Source organism: Streptomyces sp. NPDC023573, from assembly GCF_055559735.1.
This window is the reverse complement of sequence record NZ_JBVHKB010000004.1, coordinates 288,156-313,170: the sequence shown is the minus strand read 5'-3', so window position 1 is coordinate 313,170 and position 25,015 is coordinate 288,156. Positions and strand designations below refer to the sequence as shown.

Here is a 25,015-nt window from a genome sequence, read left to right as displayed (position 1 = left end):
GTCCCCCGTCCCACCCGACGCCGCCCGGTTCCCCGGGCCGCACGGCGTCGCAGGGGGGGACCGGATGACCGAATTCTTTTCCGCAGCACTCGCGTTCCCGGCGGTCGTCTTCGGCGGTGCGCTGGTGGTCGTCGTCTGCTTCTGGCTGCTGGTGCTGGTCGGAGCGGCGGGTCACGACTCCTTCGACACCGACCTCGACACCGAGGCCGTCGGCTTCGGCGGGGTGCCCGTGTCCGTGTCGGTGTCGCTGTTCATCGCCGTCTCCTGGTTCACCGGCCTGGTCGGTTCGGTCCTCGTCCTCCGCAGCGGAGCCACCGGCACCCTGCGGGCCCTGATGCACCTCGCCGTGCTGGCGGGGGCGCTCCTGATCGCCTGGGGGGTGGTCCGCATGCTCGTACGCCGCTTCCGCCGGTTCTTCCCCGCGGAACCTCCTCCATCCCGCCAGGACTTCGTGGGTCAGGTCTGCACGATCCGTACGGGATCCGTCAGCGCCGACTTCGGGCAGGCCGAGGTCGCCGCCGCCGACGGCTCGACCGCGATCGTGCAGGTGCGGCAGCCGCTCACGCCGTCCGCGCCGGGTGAGGAGTTCACCTCCGGCAGCACGGGCCTGCTCTACGCGTACGACGCCGACGGCGAGTTCTTCTGGGTCTCGCCGTACGACGCCTCGCTCGCCCCGCGCCCGCTGCCGCGCAAGGCCGTCTGACCCGCACCTCTTCTTCCGGGCCCCGGGCCCGTGGTTCCGCGCGCCGTGATCCGGGGCGCTCCTCCTCTTCGTACGTCTAGGACTGACATGGATGCCATCTCCTGGGGCATCGGCGTGATGATCGCCGTTGTCCTGCTCATCACCATCGCTCTGGTCTTCGTCATCACCCGGCTCTTCCGAAAGGTCGAGCAGGGGAAGGCCCTGATCATCTCCAAAACCAAGAAGGTCGACGTCACCTTCACCGGTGCGGTGGTCCTCCCCGTGCTGCACAAGGCCGAGACCATGGACATCTCGGTGAAGACCATCGAGATCCGCCGTACCGGGCGCGAGGGCCTGATCTGCCAGGACAACATCCGCGCCGACATCCACATCACCTTCTTCGTCCGCGTCAACAAGACCGTCGAGGACGTCATCAAGGTCGCGCAGGCCATCGGCACGGAGCGGGCGAGCGACAAGGCCGCCATCCAGGAGTTCTTCGCCGCGAAGTTCTCCGAAGCGCTCAAGACCGTCGGCAAGCAGCTCGACTTCGTCGACCTGTACACCAAGCGCGAGGAGTTCCGGGACCGGATCATCCGGGTCATCGGGACCGACCTGAACGGCTACCACCTCGACGACGCCGCGATCGACTTCCTCGAGCAGACGCCGATGGCGCAGCTCGACGGCGCCAACATCCTGGACGCGCAGGGAATCCGAAAGATCACCGAGCTGACGGCGATCGAGCACGTGCGGACCAACGAGTTCCAGCGCACCGAGCAGAAGGAGATCACCCGGCAGGACGTCGACGCCCGCGAGACCATCCTGGAGCTGGAGCGCCGGCAGGCCGAGGCGGAGATCAAGCAGCGCCGCGAGGTGGAGACCCTGCGGGCCCGTGAGGAGTCGGCCACCGCACGGGTGCAGGAGGAGGAGCGGCTCGGCTCGCAGAGCGCCTTCATCCGCACCGAGGAGCAGCTCGGCATCCAGCGGGAGAACCAGGCGCGCGAGGTCGCCGTCGCGCAGAAGAACCGTGAGCGGGTCATCGCGGTGGAGAACGAGCGCATCGAGAAGGACCGGATGCTGGAGGTCATCGGGCGCGAGCGGGAGACCGAGCTGAACCGGATCGCCGCGACGAAGGAGGTCGAGGCCGAGCGCCGTGAGGTCGCGGACGTGATCCGGGAGCGGATCGCGGTGGACCGTACGGTCGCCGAGCAGGAGGAGTCGATCCTGACGCTGCGGGCCGTCGAGGAGTCGGAGCGCACCCGCAGGTCCGTGATCATCGCGGCCGAGGCGGAGGCGCAGGAGAAGCTGGTCAAGGACATCAAGGCGGCCGAGGCCGCGGAGTCGGCCGCGGTCCACCTGGCGGCCGAGCAGCTGACGCTCGCGGACGCCCGGCTGAAGACGGCCGACCTCGACGCGCAGGCGAAGCTGCGGCTGGCGGAGGGCATCCAGGCCGAGTCCGCGGCGGCCGGGCTGGCGGACGTCCAGGTCAGGGACGCGGAGGCCGAGGTCACCGAGAAGGCCGGCCGCGCGGAGGCGCAGGCCACCGAGGCCCGGCTCAGGGCCGAGGCGGAGGGCGCGCGGCTCAAGGCGCTGGCGGCCGCCGAGGGCACGCAGGCCCAGGCGACCGCGGACGCCGCGGTGATCGGCGAGAGGCTGAAGGCCGAGGCCGAGGGGCTCACGGAGAAGGCGGCGGCGATGGCCGCGCTGGACGAGGCGTCGCGCGGACACGAGGAGTACCGGCTGCGGCTGGCCGCGGAGAAGGAGATCCGCCTCGCGGAGTTCGACGTGCAGCGGCAGGTGGCCGAGGCACAGGCGACAATCCTGGCGACGGGTCTCGAGAACGCTGACATCGACATCGTCGGCGGGGACTCGGTCTTCTTCGACCGGCTGGTCTCGTCGATCTCGCTGGGCCGGAGCGTGGACGGGTTCATGGACAACTCCAGGACCGCGCAGGCCCTTGCCGGGCCGTGGCTGGACGGCAGCGGGTCCTTCACCGACGACCTGACCCGGATGCTCGGGTCCGTCACCTCGGGGGACGTGCAGAACCTGACGGTGTCCGCGTTGCTGATGCGGCTGATGCGGGGGACGTCGGGGGCGGCATCGGGGCAGGTGCGGCAGTTGCTGGCGGCGGCGGAGGAGCTGGGGCTGGCGGGCATGACCGTGTCGTCGCTGACGGAGGGCGGCGGTACGGGTTCGGCGGAGCCGTCGCTGAACGGGGCCGCAGGGGTGGCGTAGCCACCTGGACTCGGGGATGCCGCTGGGCGGGCCCGAGCCGGGCCGTGGGTTCCGCCCGGGCGGCGCGAGGGTTCCGTCCTCGAACGCCGGACGGGCTTGAATCCGGCGTCCAGCACCCCTGCCGCGGGCTGGGTTCTGTCGCCCCGGCCCCAGGGGGGCGGGGCGCTGTAGTGAGTGATTTCTCGTAGGGAGCCGTACGCATGGACCGTGACGCCACACCCACCGATGGCGGTGCCTACGAGGTGCTCCGGCGGCGGCTCGGGGCGCAGGCCGACGAGCTCGTCCGGCGCGCCGAGGCGCTCAACGCGCGGCGGACCGAGGAGTTCGGGTCGACCGGCCTGCGGCTCCTGGCCACCGAGCAGGTGCACACCGGGCGCCCCTCGCTCGCCCGGGACCTCGTGGCGGTCGGTGGCCGGCTGCTGTTCGGCTTCGAGCGCGGGCCGGGGGCCGCCGGCGAGGCCGGGGTAGGTGACGTCCTCGTCCTCCGGGAGCCCGGACTGGAAGAGGTCGCGGGCGAAGGACCGCTGGCCGACGAGGCGTTCGTACGGGAGTTCGCGGGCCTGCACCGCTACTTCCGCGACGCCCGGCTGCTGCGTCTGCGCACGGTCGGCGGCCGGCTGATCGCCGTGTTCCGTACCGGTGAGAGCGCCGAGGACGTCCGTGTCCTGCGGTGGGCCCTGGGGCCGGACGGGACTCCCGGTGAGTTCCTGGACGCACGGGGCGAGCGGGACCACGTCTTCCCGCCCTCGCACGACTTCGACTGGACCCCCGCGGGCCGGGAGTCGCACCGCCCCGGCCGGCACCCGCACATCGCCGTGGCCGACGGCGCGCTCTTCGTGGACACCCTGGGCGGCACGCTCACGGTCAAGACCGAGGACGACACCACCACCCCCGACGGGATCTACGAGGAGCCCGTCGACGAGCCCTTGCAGTCCCTCGCGGACGCCGACGTCGAGTACGCCAGGGCAGGGCCCCTGGTCCTGCTGCGGGTACGCCCGTACAAGGAGGACGCCTGGCGCCACCTGGTCCTCAACACGCTGCTCGGCCGGGTCCGGCGGCTGGACGCGATCGGGCCGTCGTGCCACCGGCTCCCCGAGGACCAGGGGATCATCTTCCCCGGCGGCTACTACCTCACGACCGGCGCGGCCAAGACCTTCGACACCGCCGAGGAGCTCACCGACCCGGTCTTCGAGGGCGCGGTCCGCTCGCCCAACGGCGAGGACGTGCTGTACGTCTTCCGGTCCCGCGACGAGAGCCGCACCCTGCTCCTGCCGTACAACCTGATCCGCCAGGAGGTCGCCACCCCGCTGCTCGGCCGGGGGCACGCGCTCCTGGACGACGGCACCCTCGTGCTGCTGAAAGGCGGCGAGGACGGGCCCGCGCGCGTGCACCCGCTGCAGCGCTGGCAGACCCCGTACGTCTCCGACACCTACGCCGCCTCGCGTCCCGCCGGCACGGGCCCGCTCGCCAGGACCGGCAACGCCGACCTCGTGCGCGGGATCTCCGACTGCCTCGCCCTGGCGCACGGCGTGCGCGACATGACGCCGACCGCCGCCGTGTACGCCCGGCTCGTCGCCGACTGCGCGCGGGCGGCCGACCGGTACCACTGGCTCGCCGATACCGGTCTGGGCCTGCTCGCCGAGCCCCTGGACGAGATCGGCCGGACCGCCCGGCAGGTGCTCGCCGAGTTCGAGGCGGTGCAGGAGCTGACCCGGCAGGCCGCCGAGGCCCTCGACGGGACGGCAGCCCGGCTCACCGCGCTGGTCCGGCGCATCCGGGGCGAGGCCCCGCGGTCCGCCGCCGCCTGGGTGGACCAGCTGACCGAACTGCGGCGCACCCACGGTCACCTGGCGACGCTCGCCGAGATGCGGTACGCCGACACCGGGCGGATCGCCGAGCTGTCCGCCGAGGCCGAGGAGGACCTGGCGTCGGCCGCCCGGCGGGCCGTGTCCTTCCTCGCCCGCGAGGACGCCTTCACCGGCTACCACGAGGAGCTCACCGCCCTCACCGGGGCCGCCGGGGCGCTGACCGCCGCCGCGGGCGCCTCCGAGGTGGCCGACCGGCTGACGGAGATCACCGAGTCACTGGCGACCGTCACGGACGTGGTGGCGGGGCTCGACATCGGTGACGCCACCGTCCGTACGTCGATCCTGGAGCGGATCGCCGGGGTGCTGGGCGACGCCAACCGGGCCCGCGCCACCCTCGACGCCCGCCGCCGGGAGCTGCTGGCGCAGGAGGGCAGGGCCGAGTTCGCCGCAGAGTTCGCGCTGCTCGGGCAGGCCGTCACGGGGGCGCTGGCCGCCGCCGACTCCCCCGGCGCCTGCGACGAGCAGCTGGCGCGGCTGCTGCTCCAGCTGGAGAACCTGGAGTCCCGGTTCGCGGAGTCCGACGACTTCCTCGGCCGGCTGGCCGAGCGCAGGACCGAGATCCACGAGGCCTTCTCGGCCCGCCGCCAGACCCTCCAGGACGCCCGTGCCCGGCGGGCCGAGCGCCTCGCGGACTCGGCCGCCCGGGTGCTGGAGACGGTCACCCGGCGCCTCGCGGCGCTGGAGGACCTGGACGCCGTCCACACGTACTTCGCGTCCGACCCGATGGTCGCCAAGGTGCGGCGCACCGCCGACGAGTTGCGCGAGCTGGGCGACCCGGTGCGCGCGGAGGAGCTCGACGGGCGGCTGAAGGCGGCCCGCCAGGAGGCCGGCCGGGCGCTGCGGGACCGGGGCGAGCTGTACGCGGACGGCGGCACGGTGCTCAAGCTGGGCCGGCACCGCTTCGCGGTGAACACCCAGCCCTTCGACCTGACCCTGGTCCCGTACGGGGACGGGCTCGCCTTCGCGCTGACCGGCACCGACTACCGGGCCCCGGTCACCGACCCGGATTTCGCGGCGACCCGCCCGTACTGGGACCGGCTGCTGCCCTCGGAGTCACCGGACGTCTACCGCGCCGAGCACCTGGCCGCCCGGCTGCTGGACGAGCACGGCGCCGACGCGCTGGCCGGCGCGCGGGACCTGGCGGCCCTCGTCCGGGAGGCGGCGGCGGCGGCCTACGACGAAGGGCACCAGCGGGGTGTCCACGACGAGGACGCCACCGCGATCCTGACCACGCTGCTGCGGCTGCACGCCGGCGCCGGGCTGCTGCGATACGAGCCCTCCGTGCGCGCCGCCGCGCAGCTGTTCTGGGCGCACGAGGCCGACGAGGCCCTGCGCGCCTCCTGGACACGCCGGGCCGTGTCGCTGGCGCGGGCCCGGGACACCTTCGGGCTCGCCCCGGCGATCGGCGTCCTCCAGGAGGAGTGGGCGGCGGCGATGAGGGCGGGTGACGCGGCCGCCGCGTACCTCTTCGAGGAGCTGACGAGCGGCCCCGCCGGGTTCGTCACGAGCACGGCCACCCGCACCCTCCTGGAGAAGTTCCGCCGGGCGACCGGGACCTCGGCGTACGACGACGACCTGACGGCGCTCTCCGACGACCTCCCCGCCCGGCGCCAGCTGGTCGAGGGCTGGCTCGGCCCGTACGCCACCGCGAGCGGCGCCGATGCGGACGCCGGGGACCTGGCGGAGGCCGCAGCCGTGGAGCTGTGCCCGGATCTGGCACGGTACGACTGCGACGCCCCGCTCACCGCGACCGTGGAGGGGCTGCTCGGCGACCACCCCCGGGTGGACCGGGGGACGCTGACCGTCCGGCTGGACGAACTCCTCGCCCGTACCGCCGCCTTCCGGGCCGTCGGCGTGCCCGGGTTCCGTGCCTACCAGCGGCTGCGCACCACGCTCGTCGACTCCGAGCGGGCCCGGCTGCGGCTGGACGACCACCGGCCGCGCGTGATGTCGGCGTTCGTCCGCAACCAACTGCTGGACGAGGTGTACCTGCCGCTGATCGGCGACAGCCTCGCCAAGCAGCTCGGCACCGCCGACGCGGACCGGCGCACCGACTCGCAGGGTCTGCTGCTGCTCGTCTCCCCGCCCGGTTACGGCAAGACGACCCTCATGGAGTACGTCGCCGACCGGCTCGGCATGGTCCTCGTCAAGGTCAGCGGCCCCGGCCTCGGTCACGACGTGACCTCGCTGGACCCGGCGCAGGCACGCGGCACGACCGCCCGGCACGAGGTCGAGAAGATCAACTTCGCCCTGGAGTCGGGCAACAACACCCTGCTCTACCTCGACGACATCCAGCACACCTCGCCGGAGCTCCTCCAGAAGTTCATCCCGCTCTGCGACGCCACCCGCCGCGTCGAGGGGGTGAGGGACGGCGAGCCGCGCAGCTACGACCTGCGGGGCAAGCGGTTCGCGGTGGTCATGGCGGGCAACCCGTACACGGAGTCCGGGGACCGGTTCAGGATTCCGGACATGCTCGCCAACCGAGCCGACGTATGGAATCTCGGCGAGGTGCTGAGCGGCCGGGAGGACGTCTTCGCGCTGAGCTTCGTGGAGAACGCCCTGACCGCCAACCCGGTCCTCGCCCCGCTCGCGGGGCGCTCCCGCACCGACCTCGCGCTGCTCGTGCGCATGGCGTCCGGGACGGGCGCCGTGGCCCGCGCCGACCAGCTGGAGCACGCGTACGCGCCGGCCGAGCTGGACCGGATCGTGGCGGTGCTGCGCCATCTCCTCACCGCCCGGGAGACCGTCCTCGCGGTGAACGCGGCGTACATCGCGTCGGCGGCACGGACCGACGCGACGCGTACCGGGCCGCCGTTCCGGTTGCAGGGCTCCTACCGCAACATGAACAGGATCGCCGAGCGGATCGTGCCCGTGATGAACGACGCCGAGCTGTCCGCCGTCGTCGACGACCACTACGCGGGCGAGGCCCAGACGCTCACCACCGGCGCCGAGTCGAACCTCCTGGAACTGGCCGCCCTCCGGGGCACGCTCACCCCGGCCCAGGCGGAGCGCCGGTCGGCGATCGCCTCCGCCTATGTGCGTACGCAGGCCCTCGGCGGCCCCGGCGGCGACCCCGCCTCCCGCGCGGTCGGTGCGCTGGGCCTGCTCGCGGATCGGATCGCGGCGGTCGAGGCGGCCATCGACAGGGCGGTGGCACCCCACAACGCGGACGCGGGCCCACGCCCCCGTCACGCGATGATCACCGACACGCCCGACTGAACCGGAGGGAGCAAGGCATGCTGGGTCATGTGTCCTCACTTCCGCCACAGCCCCAACGACCCGCGAGCAGCGGCCACATGGTGGTCTGCGGCGACGACACCCTCGGCCGCCGGCTCGCCGTGGAGCTGCGTTACGTGTACGGGGAGCGGGTCACGCTCCTCGTCCCGCCGGGCCGGGAGCCCAGCAGACCGGACGTGCCCCTGACCCAACGGGCCCGGGCCGGCGCCCTGTTCGGGCGGATGTCGGCGGCGATGAACCGCAACGGCGCGGGCGGTTCGAACGGGAGCGGCGACACGAACGCCGGGGTCGAGGCCGTCCGCATCATGGAGGCGCACGAGCCGTCCGACGAGGTGCTGGAGGAGGCGGGTGTCGACCGGGCCGCCGCGCTGGCGCTCGTCTACGACGACGACGAGCTCAACATCCGGGCCGCCCTGACGGCCCGCCGGCTCAATCCACGTCTGCGCCTCGTCATCCGGCTCTACAACCGCAAGCTGGGCCAGCATCTGGAGACGCTGCTCGACCAGGCGGCCGCCGTCGCCATGCCCGGTCTCGACCCGGCCGCCCTGGACACCTCCACCACCGTCCTGTCCGACGCCGACACCGCGGCCCCCGCCCTGGCCGCCACCGCGCTGACCGGCAGCAGCAAGGTCATCCAGGCCGAGGGCCTGCTCCTGCGCGCCGTGGAGCGCACCCCGCCCCGCCCGGGCGAGCTCGCCGACCCCGGGCTGTGCACGCTGGCGCTCCTCTCCTCCACCAGCCAGGACCCGGCCGGCAGCGAGGGCTCCGACAGCAGCGGTGCGGAAGGGCCTCAGCTCCTGCCCGACCTGGCGACGGTGAACGCCGCCACGGGCCGGGGCACGATCGTCCTGGAGGCCATCAGCCAGGCGGGGCCCGACCGGGGACCCGCACGCATGGGAGGCAGGGGCGCTCCGCTCGGCCAGGTCTTCTCCCGGCGGCTGCGCTGGTCGGCGCTGGGCGTCGCGGCGGCCGTCGTCGCCCTGGCCGTCGCCTCGGTGATCACCACGGGCGACAGCCCGGTGCACGCCGCCTATCTGACTCTGCTCGACCTGCTGGCGATGGGTGACCCCGCCGTCGAGGACACCGACTCGGACTCCCGCCAGGTCATCCAGCTGCTCTCCGGCATGGCCGGGCTCCTGCTGCTGCCCCTGCTGGTCGCCGCCGTCCTGGAGGCCTTCGGCACGCTGCGCACCGCGTCCTCCCTGCGCCGTCCGCCGCGCGGTCTGTCGGGCCATGTGGTCCTGCTGGGACTCGGCAAGATCGGCACGAGGGTCCTGGTGCGGCTCCGCGAGCTGGACATACCCGTGGTGGTCGTCGAGGAGGACCCGGAGGCGCGAGGCATCCCGCTGGCCCGCAGCCTGCACGTGCCGACGGTCCTCGGCGACGTGACCCAGGAGGGCGTCCTGGAGGCGGCCAAGATCCGCCGCGCCCGCGCGCTGCTCGCCCTGACCAGCGTCGACACGACGAACCTCGAAGCCGCGCTGTACGCCCGCTCGGTCAAGCCGGGCCTGCGGGTGGCCCTGCGCCTGTACGACGACGAGTTCGCCACCGCCGTCTACCGCACCCTGCGCACGGCCCACCCGGGAGCCCTGACCCGCTCCCGCTCCGTGTCGCACCTGGCCGCACCGTCGTTCGCCGTCGCCATGATGGGCCGGCAGATCCTGGGCGCGGTCCCGGTGGAGCGCAAGGTCATGCTCTTCGCCGCCCTGGAGGTGGCGGGCAATCCGCACCTGGAGGGCCGCACCGTCGACCAGGCGTTCCGGGCGGGCGCCTGGCGGGTCCTGGCCCTGGACGCCACCCCGCCGGCCGACCGTCTCCCGGACCTCGCGGCCGTACCGCCGTACGACCCCCTCGACCCGCCCGGCCCCGGGGGCCCGGACCGGCCCTCCGGGCTGGTCTGGGACCTGCACCCGGGCTATGTGCTGCGGCCGGAGGACCGGGTCGTGATAGCCGCGACCCGGCGCGGACTGGCCGAGATGCTGCGCGGGCAGCGCTCGGCGGCGCGTCGCTGAGGCCGGCTAACGGAGGGTGCCCATCGCGTCTCGCACCTCCTGGAGGGTCGCCTCGGCCACGGCGTTCGCCCGCTCGTTGCCGGCGCGCAGCACGCCCCGTACGTACCCCATGTCCCGGGCGTACTCCGCCCGGCGGGCCCGGATCGGGGCCATGCGGGCGTTCACGGCCTCCGTCACGGTCCGCTTGAGACCGGCCGCGCCGCCGTTCCCGGTCTCCTCGGCGACCTCGTGCGGGTCACGGTCGAGGCAGAGCGCGGCCAGCAGCACCAGGCTCGACACACCGGGCCGCAGCTCGGGGTCGTAGGTGATGTGCCGGTCGGCGTCGGTGGTGGCGCCCTTGATCAGCCGGGCGGTCTCGTCGGCGTCGGCGCCCAGGGCGATGGAGTTGCCCCTGCTCTTGCTCATCTTGGTGGCGTCGGTGCCGAGCAGGAGGGGCGCGGCGGAGAGCAGCGCGTCGGGCTCGGGGAAGACGTGTCCGTACCGCTCGTTGAAGCGGCGGGCGACGGTGCGGGTGATCTCCAGGTGGGGCAGCTGGTCCATCCCGACGGGGACGAGGTTGCCCTTGCAGAACAGGATGTCGGCGGCCTGGTGCACCGGGTAGGTGTACATGAGGCCGCTGACGGCGGACTGCCTGGAGTGCGCGATCTCGTCCTTCACGGTGGGGTTGCGCCCGAGTTCCGCGACGGAGACGAGGGACAGGAAGGGCAGCAGCAGCTGGTTCAGGGCGGGGACCGCGCTGTGGTTGAAGACCGTCGTGCGGGATGGGTCGATCCCGATGGCGAGATAGTCCAGGAGCAGCCCCTCCACATGCTCGGTGAGCCGTTCGGCGACATCCCGGTCGGTGAGGACCTGGTAGTCGGCGATGAGCACGAAGGTCTCCACGCCGAGGTCCTGGAGGCGCACCCGGTTGTGGAGGGTGCCGAAGTAGTGCCCGAGGTGCAGGGCTCCGGTGGGCCGGTCGCCGGTGAGGACACGGAAACGGCCGGGGTCCCCGGCGAGCTGCCGTTCCAGCTCGGCACTGCGGCGCACGGCGGGGCCGGGGCCGGCGTCGAGGTCGGTGGTCATGGTCACGGGGGTCTCCTCGCTGGTGGTCTGCGCGTGGAGGACGGCCCGTCATGGGGCACCGGGGCAACGAGAAGGGCCGTCCGAAGATCGAACGGCCCTGGTTCCGTGCGGAGAAGGTGGCCGCTCCTAGGAGAAGCGCCACCAGTTACGGCACGGTACGGAGGTCATGGGCCGAGTGTATCGCGCACCGGTCCCGGAGCGCGGGCCGTTTACCTGCCGGGCCGGGCGTCCCGGGAGGGCTGGAATAGGGAGGAGGGGCACCCCGTTGTAGGGTGTGTCCACATAGTTCAAGCTTCAACAACTTCCGCTCAACACCTTTGGAGGCGGGCGCCATGCAGTTCGGGATCTTCACCGTCGGGGACGTCACCACCGACCCCACGACCGGTACGACACCGAGCGAGAACGAGCGGATCAAGGCGACCCTCGCGATCGCGCTCAAGGCCGAGGAAGTGGGCCTGGACGTCTTCGCGACCGGTGAGCACCACAACCCGCCGTTCGTCCCGTCCTCCCCGACGACCACGCTCGGTTACATCGCCGCCCGCACCGAGAAGCTGATCCTCTCCACCTCGACCACGCTGATCACCACCAACGACCCGGTGAAGATCGCCGAGGACTACGCCACGCTCCAGCACCTGGCCGACGGCCGCGTCGACCTGATGATGGGCCGGGGCAACACCGGGCCGGTCTATCCCTGGTTCGGCAAGGACATCCGGCAGGGCATCCCGCTCGCGATCGAGAACTACGCGCTGCTGCACAAGCTGTGGCGCGAGGACGTCGTCGACTGGGAGGGGAAGTTCCGCACCCCGCTGCAGTCCTTCACCGCGACCCCCCGCCCGCTGGACGGTGTCCCGCCGTTCGTCTGGCACGGCTCGATCCGCTCCCCGGAGATCGCCGAGCAGGCCGCGTACTACGGCGACGGCTTCTTCCACAACAACATCTTCTGGCCCATGGAGCACACCAGGAAGATGGTCGACCTCTACCGGCGCCGCTACGCCCACTACGGGCACGGCACCGCCGAGCAGGCGATCGTGGGCCTGGGCGGCCAGGTCTTCATGCGGAAGAACTCGCAGGACGCGGTGCGGGAGTTCCGCCCGTACTTCGACAACGCGCCGGTCTACGGGCACGGGCCCTCCCTGGAGGACTTCACCCAGCAGACCCCGCTGACCGTCGGCTCCCCGCAGGAGGTCATCGAGCGGACCCTCTCCTTCCGGGAGGACGTCGGTGACTACCAGCGCCAGCTCTTCCTGATGGACCACGCGGGACTGCCGCTGAAGACCGTCCTGGAACAGCTCGACATCCTGGGCGAGGAGGTCGTGCCCGTGCTGCGCAAGGAATTCGCCCGCCTGCGCCCGGCCGGAGTGCCGGACGCCCCCGTCCACCCGGCCGTCGCCGCCGCCCGCGCCGCCACCGCCACCGACCCGAAGGAGCTCCGATGACCGTGCCCGCCACCGTCCCCCTGAGGATCGTCGCCGTCGCGGCGGGGCTCAGCAGTCCCTCGTCCACCCGGCTGCTGGCCGACCGGCTCGCCGAGGCCGCGCGTGAGCGGCTCGCGGCGGACCAGGACCGCCGCGTCGAGGTCTCCGTCGTCGAGCTGCGCGATCTCGCCGTGGACATCGCCCACCACCTGGTCACCGGCTTCCCGCCGGCCGGCCTGAAGAAGGCGATAGACGCGGTGACCGGAGCGGACGGGCTGATCGCCGTGACGCCCGTCTTCACGGCCTCGTACAGCGGGCTGTTCAAGTCGTTCTTCGACCTGATCGACAACACCGCGCTGACCGGCAAGCCCGTCGTCATCGCCGCGACCGGCGGAACGCCCCGGCACTCGCTGGTCCTGGAGCACGCCATGCGCCCGCTCTTCGCCTATCTGCGAGCGGTCGTCCTGCCGACCTCCGTGTACGCGGCGTCCGAGGACTGGGGATCGAACGGCGACGAGTACACCGAGGGATTGCCCTCCCGGATCCGGCGCGCCGGGGGCGAGCTCGCCTCCGCCGTCACCGGGCGGACCGTCTCCGGTGCCTCCCGGGCCCTCACCCTCGACGACGGCGAGGACGCGGTCGTCCCGTTCGAGGAGCAGCTCGCCGGCCTGCGGGCCGGCTGACTCCGGGCGTCGGGGGCCTGCCCGGCCCCCGATGCCCACCTTGACTACAGTTGCTCCCTGTATGCCGTAAATGTTGAACACACCGGAGGCAGACATGGGCAGGATCGTCGTGGGCGTGGACGGATCGGACGCGTCGATCAAGGCGCTCCGCTGGGCCGTGCGCCAGGCCGAGCTGACCGGCGACACCGTCGAGGCGGTCAACAGCTGGGAGTACCCCGCGACCAGCTGGGCGTCCATGATGCCGGGCATGCCGGAGGACTTCGACCCGCAGGAGGTGGCGACCGTGGCGCTCACCGAGGCGCTGGAGGAGGCACTCGGCGCGGAGGGCGCGGCGGCGGTCGAGAAGGTCGTGGTGATCGGCAACCCCGCCCAGACCCTGCTGGACCGTGCCAGGGGAGCGAACCTGCTGGTCGTGGGCGCCCGTGGCTACAGCGGCTTCAAGGCGACGCTGCTCGGCTCGGTCAGCCTCCACGTCACCCAGCACGCCGCCTGCCCGGTCACCGTCGTCCACGACTGAGCCGGCGGGCCCCGGCGCACACCGACGGGCGGGCCTCCGGTACGCCGGAGGCCCGCCCGTCCGCCGCAGTCACTTCCGGTTGTACAGCCGCATCGTCACCGCTCCGAAGACCACCACGAACAGCGCCGACCAGCCCAGCGACCAGGCGATGTCCGTCGCGGGCCAGTTGCCGGCCATCAGCTCCCGTACGGCGGCGGCGAGATGTGTCACCGGGCTGTTGTTCACGAACGCCTGCAGCCAGCCGGGCATGGTGCTGGGGTCCACGAAGACGTTGCTCAGGAACGTCAGCGGGAAGATCACCATCATGCTGACGCCCATCACCGACTTCTCGCTGCGCAGCATCAGGCCGAACATCGTCCAGACCCAGGAGAAGGCGAAGGCGAACACCAGCAGCAGCGCGACGCCCGCCAGGACCCCGAGCGGTCCGCCGTCCGGCCGGTAGCCGATGACGATGCCGACGACGAGCATCACGGCCGAGGCCAGGAGGTAGCGCACGACGTCGCCGAGGAGGTAGCCGACCATGGGCGCCGGCCGCCAGACCGGCAGGGTGCGGAAGCGGTCGAACACGCCCTTGGCGATGTCGGTGTTCACCGCGACGCCCGTGTACATCGTGATCATCACGACGCTCATGACCAGGATCCCGGGCAGCAGGAACTGGATGTAGTCCTCGGTGGAGCCGGCCAGCGCCCCGCCGAAGAGGTAGGTGAACATCAGCACCATCATGATCGGGAAGACCGTCACGTCGAACAGCTGCTCCGGCACGTGCTTGATCTTCAGCATGGCCCGCCATCCGAAGGTCAGCGACGCCGACAGCGCGCTGGGCCGGTGCGGCCGCTTCCGGCCGACCAGCAGGGAGGCGAGGGTCTCGGCGTCCGGTGCGGTGAGTTCGGCGTCGTCGCGTTCGGCCGTGGTGGGCGCGGTGCTCATGCCGCCACCCCCTTCTTGTCCGTGAGCGCCAGGAAGACCTCGTCGAGGCTGGGCTGTCCCAGCGAGAAGTTGTCCACGTGGATGCCGCACCGGGCCAGCTCCGCCAGTGCCCGCGCGGCCTGTTCGGCCGCCCCCTTGTCGGTGCCGTGACCCCCGACCGTGGCGGTCAGCGCCACCGGGTCGTGGTCCAGCTGCACCGTCGCGTCGAGCGCGCGCGCCAGCACCCGCTCGGCCTCGGGACGCTGCCCGGGGTCGCGCAGACGCAGATGGACGGACCCCGCCCCGACGGAGGCCTTCAGCTCACCCTTCGTGCCCTCCGCGATCACCTTGCCGTGGTCGATCACGGCGATGCGGGAGGCCAGGTGGTCGGCCTCGTCGAGGTACTGGGTGGTCAGCATGACCGTCGTGCCCTGCGCGACGACGGCCCGCACGATGTCCCACACCTGGTTACGGCTGCGCGGGTCGAGCCCGGTCGTCGGCTCGTCGAGGAAGAGCAGGTCCGGGGTGTTCAGGATGGACGCGGCGATGTCGATCCGGCGCCGCATCCCTCCGGAGTAGTTCTTCACCTGCTTGCCCGCCGCCTCGCTCAGCCCGAACGCCTCCAGCAACTGCGCGGCCCGGGTCCTGGCGGCGGGCTTGGAGTGGCCGAGGAGCCTGGCCAGCAGCACCAGGTTCTCCGTACCGGTCAGGTCCTCGTCGACCGAGGCGTACTGCCCGGTGAGGCTGACCCGGCTGCGGACCGTGTCGGCGTCCTTCACGACGTCATGGCCGAAGACCCGCGCCTGGCCCGCATCCGGTCGCAGCAGGGTCGCCAGCATCCTCACGGTGGTGGTCTTCCCCGCCCCGTTGGGGCCCAGCACTCCGTAGACGGTGCCCGAGGGCACGGCCAGATCGACGCCGTCCACCGCACGGTTCTCACCGAAGACCTTCACCAGCCCCGTGGTCTCGATGGCCAGTTCAGTACTCATGGTCCCTTCCCTGTCGGCTCTGTCGAGGGCGGATACGGGGCAACCATGGCACGGGGCACGCCGGTGGCGGGGCGGATCGGACGGAACGGGAAGGGCGCGGCGGCCGGATCGGCTCCGGCCGCCGCGCCCTTCCTCCGGAATCCGGAAGGACGGCCGGATCACTCCTCGCGCGTGTAGTAGGCGTAGAACATCGTGCAGAACATCCCCGCGCCGACCACCAGCCCGATGAACCCCGACATCAGCACGCTCTTGCCGTTCAGGCTGGACAGGAAGCCGACCGCGCCCCCGGCCAGCACGCCGAAGGCCGCCGCCCGCAGTTCACGCGGCAGGGCCCACCGGACCCGTGCGAGCACGTAGCAGAGCGCGGCGAAGACCACTCCGGAGACGACTCCGAGCCAGATCTGCCCGCCGGTGGTCGCTCCGCCGTCCCGGTTGATGAAGAAGGCCCAGAAGCCGAGGATCACGCCCAGCACGAGGGGCACCGCCCAGGCGAGCGCCGTGTGCCGGTGCTCCTGGCGGACGGGAGCGGGGGCACGGGCCTGCGTCCGTCGGCGCGTCGGCATCGTCGCGTGTGTGGCCATGGCGCACAGCTCCTTCCGTCGCCCCCGTCCGTCCCTGTGTTCCTCCAGCGCACACCCGGCCGGGCCGCCCGGCAACTCGAATGGCCCACGGCCCGGAGCGCCCCGCCGCCGCAGGGGATTGGCTGGTGCCTGTGCGGACCTGTCTCTCAGCGGCTCTCTCGGCGGTGCTGCTCGTCGTGCTGGCCGTGCTGGTCCCGGTGAGCGCGCTCTCGGCGTGGGTCGATCTGGAGCTGGACGACACCGACCGCTATCTCGCCGCCGTCTCGCCCCTGGCCTCCGACGCCGACGTACAGGACACCGTCGCCACGCTGGTCACCGACGAGGCGATGAAGAACATCGACGTCGGCCCGCTCCAGGACACCGTCGAGCAGTTCCTGCACGAGTCCGCCCGGTCGTTCACCACGACCGAGGCGTTCCAGCGGGCCTGGGACGGCGCGAACCGCACGGCGCACCAGGCCGTGACCGCCTCGCTGCACGGTGAGGACGGGCAGGCGGTGACCATCGATCTGGCTCCGGTGATCGAGGAGGTCAAGAAGGAACTGGTCGACAGCGGGGTGCCCTTCGCCGACCGGATCCCGGTGCGGGAGGCCTCCATCACCGTGCTGTCCGCCGACCGCGCCGACGAACTGCGCTCCTCGTTCCAGTGGCTCAGATACTGCGGCGTCCGGCCGGCCGTGGCGACCGTGGTGCTGCTCGTCCTCGTGCTGGGTCTCACGCTCGTACGCGGCGGCCTCCGCGCCGGTCTGACGGCCGCGGCCGTGGCCGGCGGCGGGCTGGTCCTCGGCGCGGTCCTGCTGCGGATCGTGGTCGCCGTCGGCCGCGGCCGGGTGCTCGACCAGGTGCCGGGGACCGACAGGGACGGGGCCGCCGCGGTGTACGACGCGCTGACCGCGTCCCTGCGGACGACGGTGTGGATCGTGCTGCTCGTGGGGGCGGTCCTGGTGGCCGGCGGCGTCGTCGGACGGGTGGTGGCGGCACGGCGCGGGCAGGGCCTCCGGCATGAGCCGGCCCCGCGAGGGCGGCCCTACGACGGGTGATCCGGCGTCCCGGGCCCGACGTGCGCGGGTGCGTGGGCCGGGCGACAGTGGGATGCGTGAGAGCCGGGGGCGAGTGAGAGGTCTGCCCTATGCGAGCCATCGCCGTCAGCGCGTCCCGTGCGGAGCCCTGTCCCGTCGAGGTACCGAAGCCCGACCCGGGGGCGGGCGAGGTCCGGGTCAAGGTCGAGTACGCGGCGCTGAACCCGCTCGACTGGCAGACCGCCGACGGCGCTCCGGACAGTGTGTTCCCCCTCGTCCTGGGCACCGACTTCGCCGGCCGGGTGGACATGATCGGCAGCGGCGACAACCGCTTCCGGGTCGGTGACCCGGTCTTCGGCCGCGCGACGGCCCCGCCCCTCGGTCGCTGCGGGGCGTACGGCGAATACGTGTGCGTCCCGCAGGACTCCCCGATCGCCCTCGTCCCCCGCGACATGCCGCTCCAGCTCGCGGCGGCACTCCCGACGGCCGGGACGGCCGCCGCGCAGATCCTGTCGAGCGCGGCCGTGCGCAGCGGGCTGAGCCTGCTGGTCGTCGGGGCGACGGGGGGCGTCGGCAGCTTCCTGACCCAGCTCGCGGCGGCCCGTGGGACAGCGGTCGTCGCCGCCGTGCGGGGCGACGAGAAGCGGCGGATGGGTGCGCTCGGCGCCACAGCCACCGTCGATACGGCCATGGGCCCCGAGGCGCTGGAAGCCGCGGTGCGCGATCTGTACCCGGACGGCGTCGACGCCGTCGTCGACCTCGTCTCGGCGGACACCGCCTCGTTCGCGGCGTACGCCACCCTGGTGCGTGACGGCGGGGTCGCGGTCACCACCCGGGGCGTGGCGGCGCCGCCGGGCATCACCCGGTCCGACTTCCGGATCGTCCCGACCGCCCCGGTGCTGGAGGAGCTGGCCTCGTCGGTGGCGCGGGGGGAGCTGGAGGTGCCCGTCGACATGGAACTGCCCCTGGAGAAGGCGCCGCAGGCGCTCGCCCAGAACCGCGCGGGCGGGGCACGCGGCAAGACCGTCTTCGTCATCTGAAGGACACGTCCCCCAGCACCGACCGGGAGCTCTCATGGCCGAGCAGGACATCTTCGAGAACATCGACGGACTCATCACCGAGGAGCGCTCCCTGCGCGCCCGCTCCACGGCGGAGCTGGGCCTCTCCGCCGAGGAACGGTCACGGCTGCGCGAGGTGGAGGTCCAGCTGGACCAGTGCTGGGACCTCCTGCGCCAGCGGCGCGCGCTCAGCGAATTCGGCGAGGACCCCTCGCAGGCGCGGGTACGCCCCGCCGACGAGGTGGAGGGCTACGAGAGCTGAGGAGTGCGGCGGACCGCCTAGCCGGCGTCCGGCCCCCTGCCGTGGAGGCCCTGGAGGCGCTCCATCTCGCGGCGGTCCCGCTTGGTCGGGCGGCCCGCGCCCCGGTCGCGGACCGGGACCTGGATCGCCGTCTCGCGCGGCGGCGGGGGCGGGCTGTTGTCGACGAAGCACTCGGCGGCGACCGGCGGGCCCACCCGCTTCTTCACGATCTTGGAGACGACCACGATCCGGTCCCGGCCGGCATGCCGCAGCCGCACCTCGTCGCCCGTCCGCAGGGCCTGGGCGGGCTTCGCGCGCTCGCCGTTGACCCGGACATGTCCCGCGCGGCAGGCGGCAGCCGCCTGCGACCGCGTCTTCGTCAACCGCACCGCCCAGACCCAGGCATCGACCCGGACGCTTCCCTCAGCCTGCGGCGTCACCTCAGCGGAACCCATGCGTACGACCCTAATGGCCGGTGGGAGGTTACGGACAGAAATTTTGCCGATATGCCCGACTCCTCTGTCCGTGACCTCCCACCGACCGGCTCAGACGCCGATGTCGCTGCCGTCCTTGCGCCAGACGGCTACGACCGAGGGGCGGACCATCCGGCCGGGGCCGTCCGGCCAGGTGCTGGCGGGGTTCTCGACGGAGGCGCCGTCGATCTCGCCCGGGTGCTGCACAGCGACGAGGACGCGGCGGTCCTGGATCACCGGGCCACAGGTCTCCGCGCCCTTCGGCACGGTGAGGAACTGCTTGAGCTCACCCCGCCGTTCGCCCTGGGTCGCGACGCCGAACAGACCGTCGTGCGAGCCGAGCTGGGCGCCGTCCGTGGAGATCCACAGATTGCCGTGGTCGTCGAAGGCCACGTTGTCGGGGCAGGAGATGGGGCTGACCTTCTCCTTCGGGAACCCGGCGAAGTACGTCGCCGGGTCCTCCGGGTCGCCCGCGACGAGGAACAGCCGCCAGGCGAAGCCGTCGCCCGCCGGGTCGTCCCAGTTCTCCGCGAGCTCCAGGATCTGACCGTGCTTGTTGGCGTTGCGCGGATTGGCCTCGTCGGCGCCGGCCTTGCCCGCCTTGCCCCGGTCGGTGTTGTTGGTGAGCGCGATGTAGACCCGGCCGGTGCGCGGCGAGGGTTCGACGTCCTCGGGGCGGTCCATCTTCGTCGCGCCGACCTTGTCACCGGCCAGGCGGGTGAAGACGTACACCTCGTCGGCCGTCATGCCCGGCACGTGCGAGGTGGTGCCCGTGGCGAGCGGGATCCAGACACCACTGCCGTCGAACTCCCCGTCGGAGGGAAGCTTGCCCGTGCCGTCGAACTCGGCGGCCGGGGAGTCGCCGGTCAGCTTGGCGACGTACAGCGTGCCCTCGTCCAGCAGCGTGAGGTTGTGCTCGCGTGCCGCGCGGGAGTTGCCCTTCTTCATCCGCTTGCTGGAGACGAACTTGTAGAAGTAGTCGAAGCGTTCGTCGTCGCCCATGTAGACCACGGGGCGGCCGTCCGCGGTCAGCCGGGGCTGCGCCGCCTCGTGCTTGAAGCGGCCGAGCGCGGTCCGCTTACGGGGCGTGGAGTCGGGGTCGTACGGGTCGAGCTCGACGACCCAGCCGAAGCGGTGTGCCTCGTTGGGCTCCTGCGCCAGGTCGAAGCGCTTGTCGAACCGCTCCCACTTGCGCTCGGTGGCGGCCGTGCCGATGCCGTAGCGCTTGTCGGTGTCGCTGGAGCCGTTGGCGAAGTACTGGTTGAAGTTCTCCTCGCCGTGCAGCGTGGTGCCCCACGGGGTGGTGCCGCCCGCACAGTTGTTCAGGGTGCCCAGCACCTTGCGGCCGGTGCGGTCGGCGGATGTACGGAGCAACGGGCTTCCGGCGGCCGGCCCGGTGACCCGGAATTCACTCGTCGCGGTGAGTCGGCGGTTCAGCGGGTGACGGTTGACCGGCGCGAGCTTGCCGGTGCGGTTCTCCTCCTGGACGACGACCACGGAGAGTCCGTGCGCCGCCCAGGCGATCTCGACCTGCTCACGGGTCGGGTCGGCCGGATCGTATCCACGGAACATCAGGATCTCGTCCGTGTACTCGTGGTTGGCGACCAGCACCTGACGCCCGCGCTCACCGCGCAGCGGGAGCAGGGAGAGGAAGTCGTTGTTGTAGCCGAACTGGCCTGCCTGCGCCTTCGCCGACTGGTTGTCGGGGTCGAAGCGGGGAGCGCCGCGCAGGATCGGTTCGCCCCAGCGGATCACGACGTTCTGGCCGTATCCCTCGGGGATCGTGACCCTGTCGTCCTTGTTGGGCTCGACCGCCGAAAAGCGCAGACCCCTGGCCCCCGAGACGGTGGGCTTCGGCTTCCCGCCCGTACGGCCCGCGAGGGGCGCGGCCTCGGCGCTCGGGGCAGCGGGACCGGCGAGAGCGGTGGTTCCGGCTGCGGCTGCCACGGTCACCACGGCTGCGGCGCGCATCATCGACCGGCGTGACAGGGCACCGGCGATGATGTCGCCGGCGTACTCGTTTTCGCTGGTGTTCGGGACCTCCTGGAAGCAGGCGTCACCGCAGCGGTAGCGGCAGGTCAGCGCAGAGCGCCCGCCCTGGTGCGAGCCGATGAGCGGCAGCAGATCACGCACGTTTTCGTCCCTCCGTCTGTGTGTCACGCGTGACGGTAGGTGCGCATCCACGCCGTTCGTGGGACTGCCGGTGAACGGAGGGTGAAGTCCGGGACACCGCTCCTCTTCCCTTTGCCCTGGCCCCCGTTCAGGACTCGGTCACGACTCGGTTGGAGCTCGGTTGACGCAGGGGCGGGCCGCGCAGCCGAACGGCCGGATCCGGCCGCTAACCTTACGTATCCGCCCTGGCCAGGGATCAATTCCCGCAGTACGGACATTAATCGCACCCAACTCATGCGAAAGGCCTCGCCCATGGGCATTCGGAGCTTGCTGCGCAAGGTGTTCGGCCGGACGGAGCAGGACGAGCCGACCACGGCCACCGTCCCTCCCCAGGCCGAGCGCACCCAGCCCACGGAGCCGGAGCCGGAGACCGCCACTTCGGCGGCCGAGCCCGCGAAGGCCTCGGTACCGGCCCCGGCCTCCTCGTCGGACCGGTCCGCCGGCACCGGGGACGACAGCGGACAGGCGTCGGACCTGGTCGCGGCGGCCTTCGACAAGGCGGCCACGACCTCTCCGGCCTCCACCTCCGCTCCCCGGGTTCCGGCCCAGGGGTCGGACCCGGAGGCGAAGCCGTCCGCGTCCGCGGACGCCGGGAAGGACGCCGGCTCGGAGACGGTCGCGGCTGCGGACACGGCTGCGGTCGCGGAGACCGCCGCCGCGGCAGAGCCGGAAGCCGCCGCACCGATCACGATCGACATGGACCCGGAGCCGGAGGCCGAGCAGCCTTCCGCTGCCGAGGAGAAGGCGGAGACGGCCGCCGAGAAGGCGGCCGAGCCGATCGTCTCCGAGAAGTCCGAGCCGGTTGTCGAGCCCGAGCCGGTCGTCGAAGCCGCGCAGGAGCCGGTCGCCGCGCCCGAGCCGGTCGTCGAAGCCGCCCCGGAACCCGCCGCCGCGCCCGAGCCGGTCGCCGAAGCCGCCCCGGAACCCGCCGCCGCGCCCGAGCCGGTCGCCGAAGCCGAGCCCGTCGCCGCGCCGGAGCAGGAAGCCCCGCCGGAGCAGGAAGCCGCGCCCGAGCCGGTCGCCGAAGCCGAGCCCGTCGCCGCGCCGGAGCAGGAAGCCCCGCCGGAGCAGGAAGCCGCGCCCGAGCCGCCGAAGGCGGAGCCGGTCGTCGCCGACGCCGCTCCGGAGACGGCACCCGAGCCGGACGCCACACCCGAACCCGCCGCACCCGCGCCGGAAACCGCGCCCGCGCCCGCCGCCGAGGCGGAAGCCGCCCCCGTGGCCAAGTCCGCCGCCTCCGCCGGCAAGCCCGCCGTCACTCTCGCCCGGGTCAAGGCCGCGGCACCCGCGCTCGTGACCCCGTACAAGGCCGCGCAGGCCGGGCTCAAGGCGCACGGGCTGACCGGGCTCCGGGCCACCGTGTATCTGGTGCTCGACCGGTCCGGCTCCATGCGGCCGTTCTACAAGGACGGCAGCGCCCAGCACCTGGGCGACCGCACCCTGGCCCTCGCGGCCCACCTCGATCCGAACGCCACCGTGCCCGTCGTCTTCTTCTCGACCGACATCGACGGCACCGGGGCGATCGACCTCACCGCCCACGAGGGCCGGATCGACGAGCTGAACGCCGGCCTCGGCCGCCTGGGCCGGACGAACTACCACCGGGCCGTCGAGGAGGTCGTCGCGCACTACGAGAAGTCCGGCGCCGACGGTCCGGCGCTGGTCGTCTTCCAGACGGACGGTGCGCCTGACGCCAAGGTGGCGGCCAAGCAGGCCCTGGCGGACGCGGCGCGGCTGCCGCTGTTCTTCCAGTTCGTCGCGTTCGGTGACGAGGACGCGAAGGCGTTCGACTTCCTGCGCAAGCTGGACGTCGAGAACGCCGGGTTCTTCCACGCGGGCCCCGCCCCGCGCGAGGTCCCCGACGCGGCGTTCTACCGGGAGGTCCTGGCCGCACTGCCTGCCTGGGCCACCGCCCGCGGAGTCGTCGCGGAGGACTGATCCACCGGCAGCCGTACGGTCACGGCGAGCCCGCCCTCCGGGCCGGGTACCGCCGTGACCGTACCGCCGTGGGCCATCGCGATGGAACGTACGATCGACAGCCCGAGGCCCGAGCCCTGCCCCATCCGGTCCCGCCCCTCCCCGCGCCGGAACGGCTGGAAGAACCCGGCGATGTCCTCCTCGGCCACGACCGGGCCGGTGTTGCGGACCACCAGGACCCCGTCCGCCGCCAATGACACCTCCACACGGCCGCCGGACACGTTGTACCGCACCGCGTTGGACAGCAGATTCGCCACGAGCTGCGCGAGCAGCTGCCGGTTCCCCCGTACGACGCAGGGCTCGGCCGTGACCGTCACGTCCGGGCCGGGTGATGCCAAGGGCCGGGCGGACTCCTCCGCCACCACCTGCGCCAGGTCGACCTCCGCGCGCTCGCTCTGCGCCAGCCCGCGTTCGCTGCGCGCCAGCACCAGCAGTCCCTCGATGAGCCGCTCGCTGCGCCGGTTGTTGTCCAGCAGCGTCTGCCGGGTCCGTACGAGGTCCTCCGGCGACGGGTCGTCGAGCCCCACCTGGATCGCCGCCCGCTGGGTGGCCAGGGGCGTCCGCAGTTCGTGCGACGCGTTGGCGATGAAGCGCCGCTGGCTGTCGAAGGCCGTCTCCAGCCGCGCCAGCAGCGCGTCGAGCGTCTCCCCCAGCTCCTTCAGCTCGTCGTCCGGGCCGCTCGGAGCGATCCGCTCGTGCAGGGTGTGCTCGGAGAGCCGCCGTGCCTTCGCCGTCATCGCGTGGACGGGCCGCAGCACCCGCCCTGCGGTCCACCAGCCCACACCGACCGCGCAGCCCGTCATGACGAGCAGCGCCGCGCCCGACCAGTACAGGAGCTCCCGGCTCGCGGCGTCGCTGACGTCGTCGGTGACGTCGTAGACCGTGGGCGGACCGAGGCGGCCCCGTGCGTGCAGGGGGCCGTTGACCGCGAAGCCCGGCTGGGCGACCGCGGCGGACGTGGCGATGGCCCGCGCCTGCGAGTCCGTACCGGCGCGCGACGCCAGATTGACCGTGGCGAGCAGTGCCGTGCCGAGGACCAGGAAGACCCCGCCGTACACGAGGGCGATCCGCATCCGGATCGTCGAGTGCCGGACCTGCGCCGTCCCGGTCGCCCGTACCAGCCTCAGCAGCCGGCTCACAGGGCGTACCCGACGCCCTGGACGGTGCGGATCAGCACCGGCTCCCCCAGCTTGGCGCGGAGCTTGCTCATGCAGACACGGACGGCGCCCGTGAAGGGGTCGGCGTTGGCGTCCCAGGCCCGCTCCAGCAGCTCCTCCGCGCTGACCGTGGCGCCGTCGGCCTCCAGCAGCAGCTGCAGCACCGTGAACTCCTTCGGCGACAGGTCCAGGTCCCGCCCGTCGCGGGTGGCGGCCCGGCGCACGCTGTCCAGACGGATGCCGTGCCGCTCCAGCTGCGGCGGCACGGGCCGGGCGCTGCGGCGCCGCAGGGCACGCACCCGGGACACCAGCTCGGGGAATTCGAAGGGCTTGCTCACGTAGTCGTCGGCGCCGAGGTCCAGCCCCTCCACCCGGTCCTCCATGGTCCCGGAGGCGGTGAGCATCAGGATCCTGGTCCGTGAGCCGTCGGACACGAGCCTGCGGGCCACGTCGTCGCCGTGCACCCGGGGGAGATCACGGTCCAGGACGACGACGTCGTAGTCGTGCAGCCCCAGGTAGGCGAGCGCGGCGTCCCCGCTGTAGACGGTGTCGACGGCGAATCCCGCCCGCCGCAGCCCGGTCGCCACCAGCTCGGCCAGGATCTCCTCGTCCTCGGCGACCAGTACCCGCATCGTGTTGTCCCCTGCCTCGTGCACGTGAGCCCACTCCTCCCAGGATGCGTCTTTGGTACGGGAAAGGATGTTTCGCAAAGCTCTCCGCGGCCGGGGCGGCCCCGA

19 protein-coding genes are annotated in these 25,015 nt (G+C 72.6%); 11 read left to right on the top strand and 8 right to left on the bottom strand.

Annotation, left to right across the window (positions count from 1 at the left end; all coding sequences use genetic code 11):
• The first annotated feature begins 64 nt into the window (after positions 1–64).
• From ACZ32T_RS15340 to ACZ32T_RS15325, 4 genes are all read left to right on the top strand, one after another.
• Positions 65–703: a hypothetical protein gene (locus ACZ32T_RS15340; protein WP_467274353.1), complete on the top strand. Its 639-nt coding sequence runs from the start codon at positions 65–67 to the stop codon at positions 701–703.
• A gap of 87 nt (positions 704–790) precedes the next feature.
• A complete protein-coding gene (locus tag ACZ32T_RS15335) occupies positions 791–2,914 on the top strand; it encodes a flotillin family protein (protein ID WP_467274355.1) in 2,124 nt (707 codons plus the stop codon).
• A 200-nt stretch (positions 2,915–3,114) separates the two neighbouring features.
• On the top strand, positions 3,115–8,001 hold the full coding sequence (locus ACZ32T_RS15330) for a DNA repair ATPase (RefSeq protein WP_467367225.1): 4,887 nt from the start codon (positions 3,115–3,117) through the stop codon (positions 7,999–8,001).
• 17 nt (positions 8,002–8,018) lie between these two features.
• On the top strand, positions 8,019–10,031 hold the full coding sequence (locus ACZ32T_RS15325; protein ID WP_467367223.1) for an NAD-binding protein: 2,013 nt from the start codon (positions 8,019–8,021) through the stop codon (positions 10,029–10,031).
• Between the two features lie 6 nt (positions 10,032–10,037).
• Here the strand turns inward: ACZ32T_RS15325 and trpS are convergent, their stop codons facing one another.
• Complete coding sequence (gene trpS, locus ACZ32T_RS15320; RefSeq protein ID WP_467367590.1) at positions 10,038–11,096, bottom strand: tryptophan--tRNA ligase; 1,059 nt, start codon at positions 11,094–11,096, stop codon at positions 10,038–10,040.
• A 332-nt stretch (positions 11,097–11,428) separates the two neighbouring features.
• Between trpS and ACZ32T_RS15315 the strand changes: the two genes are divergently transcribed.
• From ACZ32T_RS15315 to ACZ32T_RS15305, 3 genes are all read left to right on the top strand, one after another.
• Entirely contained in the window at positions 11,429–12,532 is a 1,104-nt protein-coding gene (locus ACZ32T_RS15315; RefSeq protein WP_467274359.1) for an LLM class flavin-dependent oxidoreductase, read from the top strand.
• Positions 12,529–13,194, top strand: coding sequence for an FMN reductase (locus ACZ32T_RS15310; protein ID WP_467367221.1), 666 nt, complete (start codon positions 12,529–12,531; stop codon positions 13,192–13,194). The genes ACZ32T_RS15315 and ACZ32T_RS15310 overlap by 4 nt, the downstream gene beginning before the upstream one ends.
• Before the next feature lie 94 nt (positions 13,195–13,288).
• Positions 13,289–13,711 carry a universal stress protein gene (locus ACZ32T_RS15305; protein ID WP_356709256.1) on the top strand — a complete coding sequence of 141 codons (423 nt, stop codon included), beginning with the start codon at positions 13,289–13,291 and terminating at the stop codon, positions 13,709–13,711.
• Positions 13,712–13,780: 69 nt separating this feature from the next.
• On the opposite strand, the gene ACZ32T_RS15300 is transcribed toward ACZ32T_RS15305, so the two are convergent.
• The 3 genes from ACZ32T_RS15300 to ACZ32T_RS15290 all read right to left on the bottom strand — a co-directional run bounded on the left by ACZ32T_RS15300 (position 13,781) and on the right by ACZ32T_RS15290 (position 16,187).
• Positions 13,781–14,638, bottom strand: a complete 858-nt coding sequence (locus ACZ32T_RS15300) for an ABC transporter permease (RefSeq protein WP_467274362.1) — start codon at positions 14,636–14,638, stop codon at positions 13,781–13,783.
• Positions 14,635–15,606 (bottom strand): ATP-binding cassette domain-containing protein, encoded by a 972-nt coding sequence (locus ACZ32T_RS15295; protein WP_467274364.1) that lies wholly within the window; start codon positions 15,604–15,606, stop codon positions 14,635–14,637. Before ACZ32T_RS15295 ends, ACZ32T_RS15300 begins: the two co-directional genes overlap by 4 nt.
• 158 nt (positions 15,607–15,764) lie before the next feature.
• A complete protein-coding gene (locus tag ACZ32T_RS15290; protein WP_467266465.1) occupies positions 15,765–16,187 on the bottom strand; it encodes a hypothetical protein in 423 nt (140 codons plus the stop codon).
• Between the two features lie 131 nt (positions 16,188–16,318).
• On the opposite strand from ACZ32T_RS15290, the gene ACZ32T_RS15285 reads away from it, so the two are divergent.
• From ACZ32T_RS15285 to ACZ32T_RS15275, 3 genes are all read left to right on the top strand, one after another.
• The gene (locus ACZ32T_RS15285; RefSeq protein WP_467367588.1) at positions 16,319–17,224 is read left to right on the top strand and encodes a hypothetical protein; all 906 of its coding nucleotides are present in this window, start codon (positions 16,319–16,321) and stop codon (positions 17,222–17,224) included.
• Between the two features lie 89 nt (positions 17,225–17,313).
• A complete protein-coding gene (locus tag ACZ32T_RS15280; RefSeq protein ID WP_467367219.1) occupies positions 17,314–18,243 on the top strand; it encodes an NADP-dependent oxidoreductase in 930 nt (309 codons plus the stop codon).
• 34 nt (positions 18,244–18,277) lie between these two features.
• A complete protein-coding gene (locus ACZ32T_RS15275) occupies positions 18,278–18,523 on the top strand; it encodes a DUF2630 family protein (protein WP_356709242.1) in 246 nt (81 codons plus the stop codon).
• 17 nt (positions 18,524–18,540) lie between these two features.
• On the opposite strand, the gene ACZ32T_RS15270 is transcribed toward ACZ32T_RS15275, so the two are convergent.
• Together ACZ32T_RS15270 and ACZ32T_RS15265 are read right to left on the bottom strand one after the other, a co-directional pair.
• A complete protein-coding gene (locus tag ACZ32T_RS15270) occupies positions 18,541–18,957 on the bottom strand; it encodes an RNA-binding S4 domain-containing protein (RefSeq protein WP_467367217.1) in 417 nt (138 codons plus the stop codon).
• A 90-nt stretch (positions 18,958–19,047) separates the two neighbouring features.
• Entirely contained in the window at positions 19,048–21,108 is a 2,061-nt protein-coding gene (locus ACZ32T_RS15265; protein WP_467367214.1) for a PhoX family protein, read from the bottom strand.
• 291 nt (positions 21,109–21,399) lie between these two features.
• Between ACZ32T_RS15265 and ACZ32T_RS15260 the strand changes: the two genes are divergently transcribed.
• On the top strand, positions 21,400–23,082 hold the full coding sequence (locus ACZ32T_RS15260; protein ID WP_467367212.1) for a VWA domain-containing protein: 1,683 nt from the start codon (positions 21,400–21,402) through the stop codon (positions 23,080–23,082).
• Here ACZ32T_RS15260 and ACZ32T_RS15255 read toward each other — a convergent pair.
• Both ACZ32T_RS15255 and ACZ32T_RS15250 read right to left on the bottom strand, forming a co-directional pair.
• Positions 23,016–24,194: a sensor histidine kinase gene (locus ACZ32T_RS15255; RefSeq protein ID WP_467266763.1), complete on the bottom strand. Its 1,179-nt coding sequence runs from the start codon at positions 24,192–24,194 to the stop codon at positions 23,016–23,018. The two genes, ACZ32T_RS15260 and ACZ32T_RS15255, sit on opposite strands and share 67 nt — an antisense overlap.
• Positions 24,195–24,256: 62 nt before the next feature.
• Positions 24,257–24,910, bottom strand: coding sequence for a response regulator transcription factor (locus ACZ32T_RS15250; protein ID WP_467266761.1), 654 nt, complete (start codon positions 24,908–24,910; stop codon positions 24,257–24,259).
• Positions 24,911–25,015: the final 105 nt, after the last annotated feature.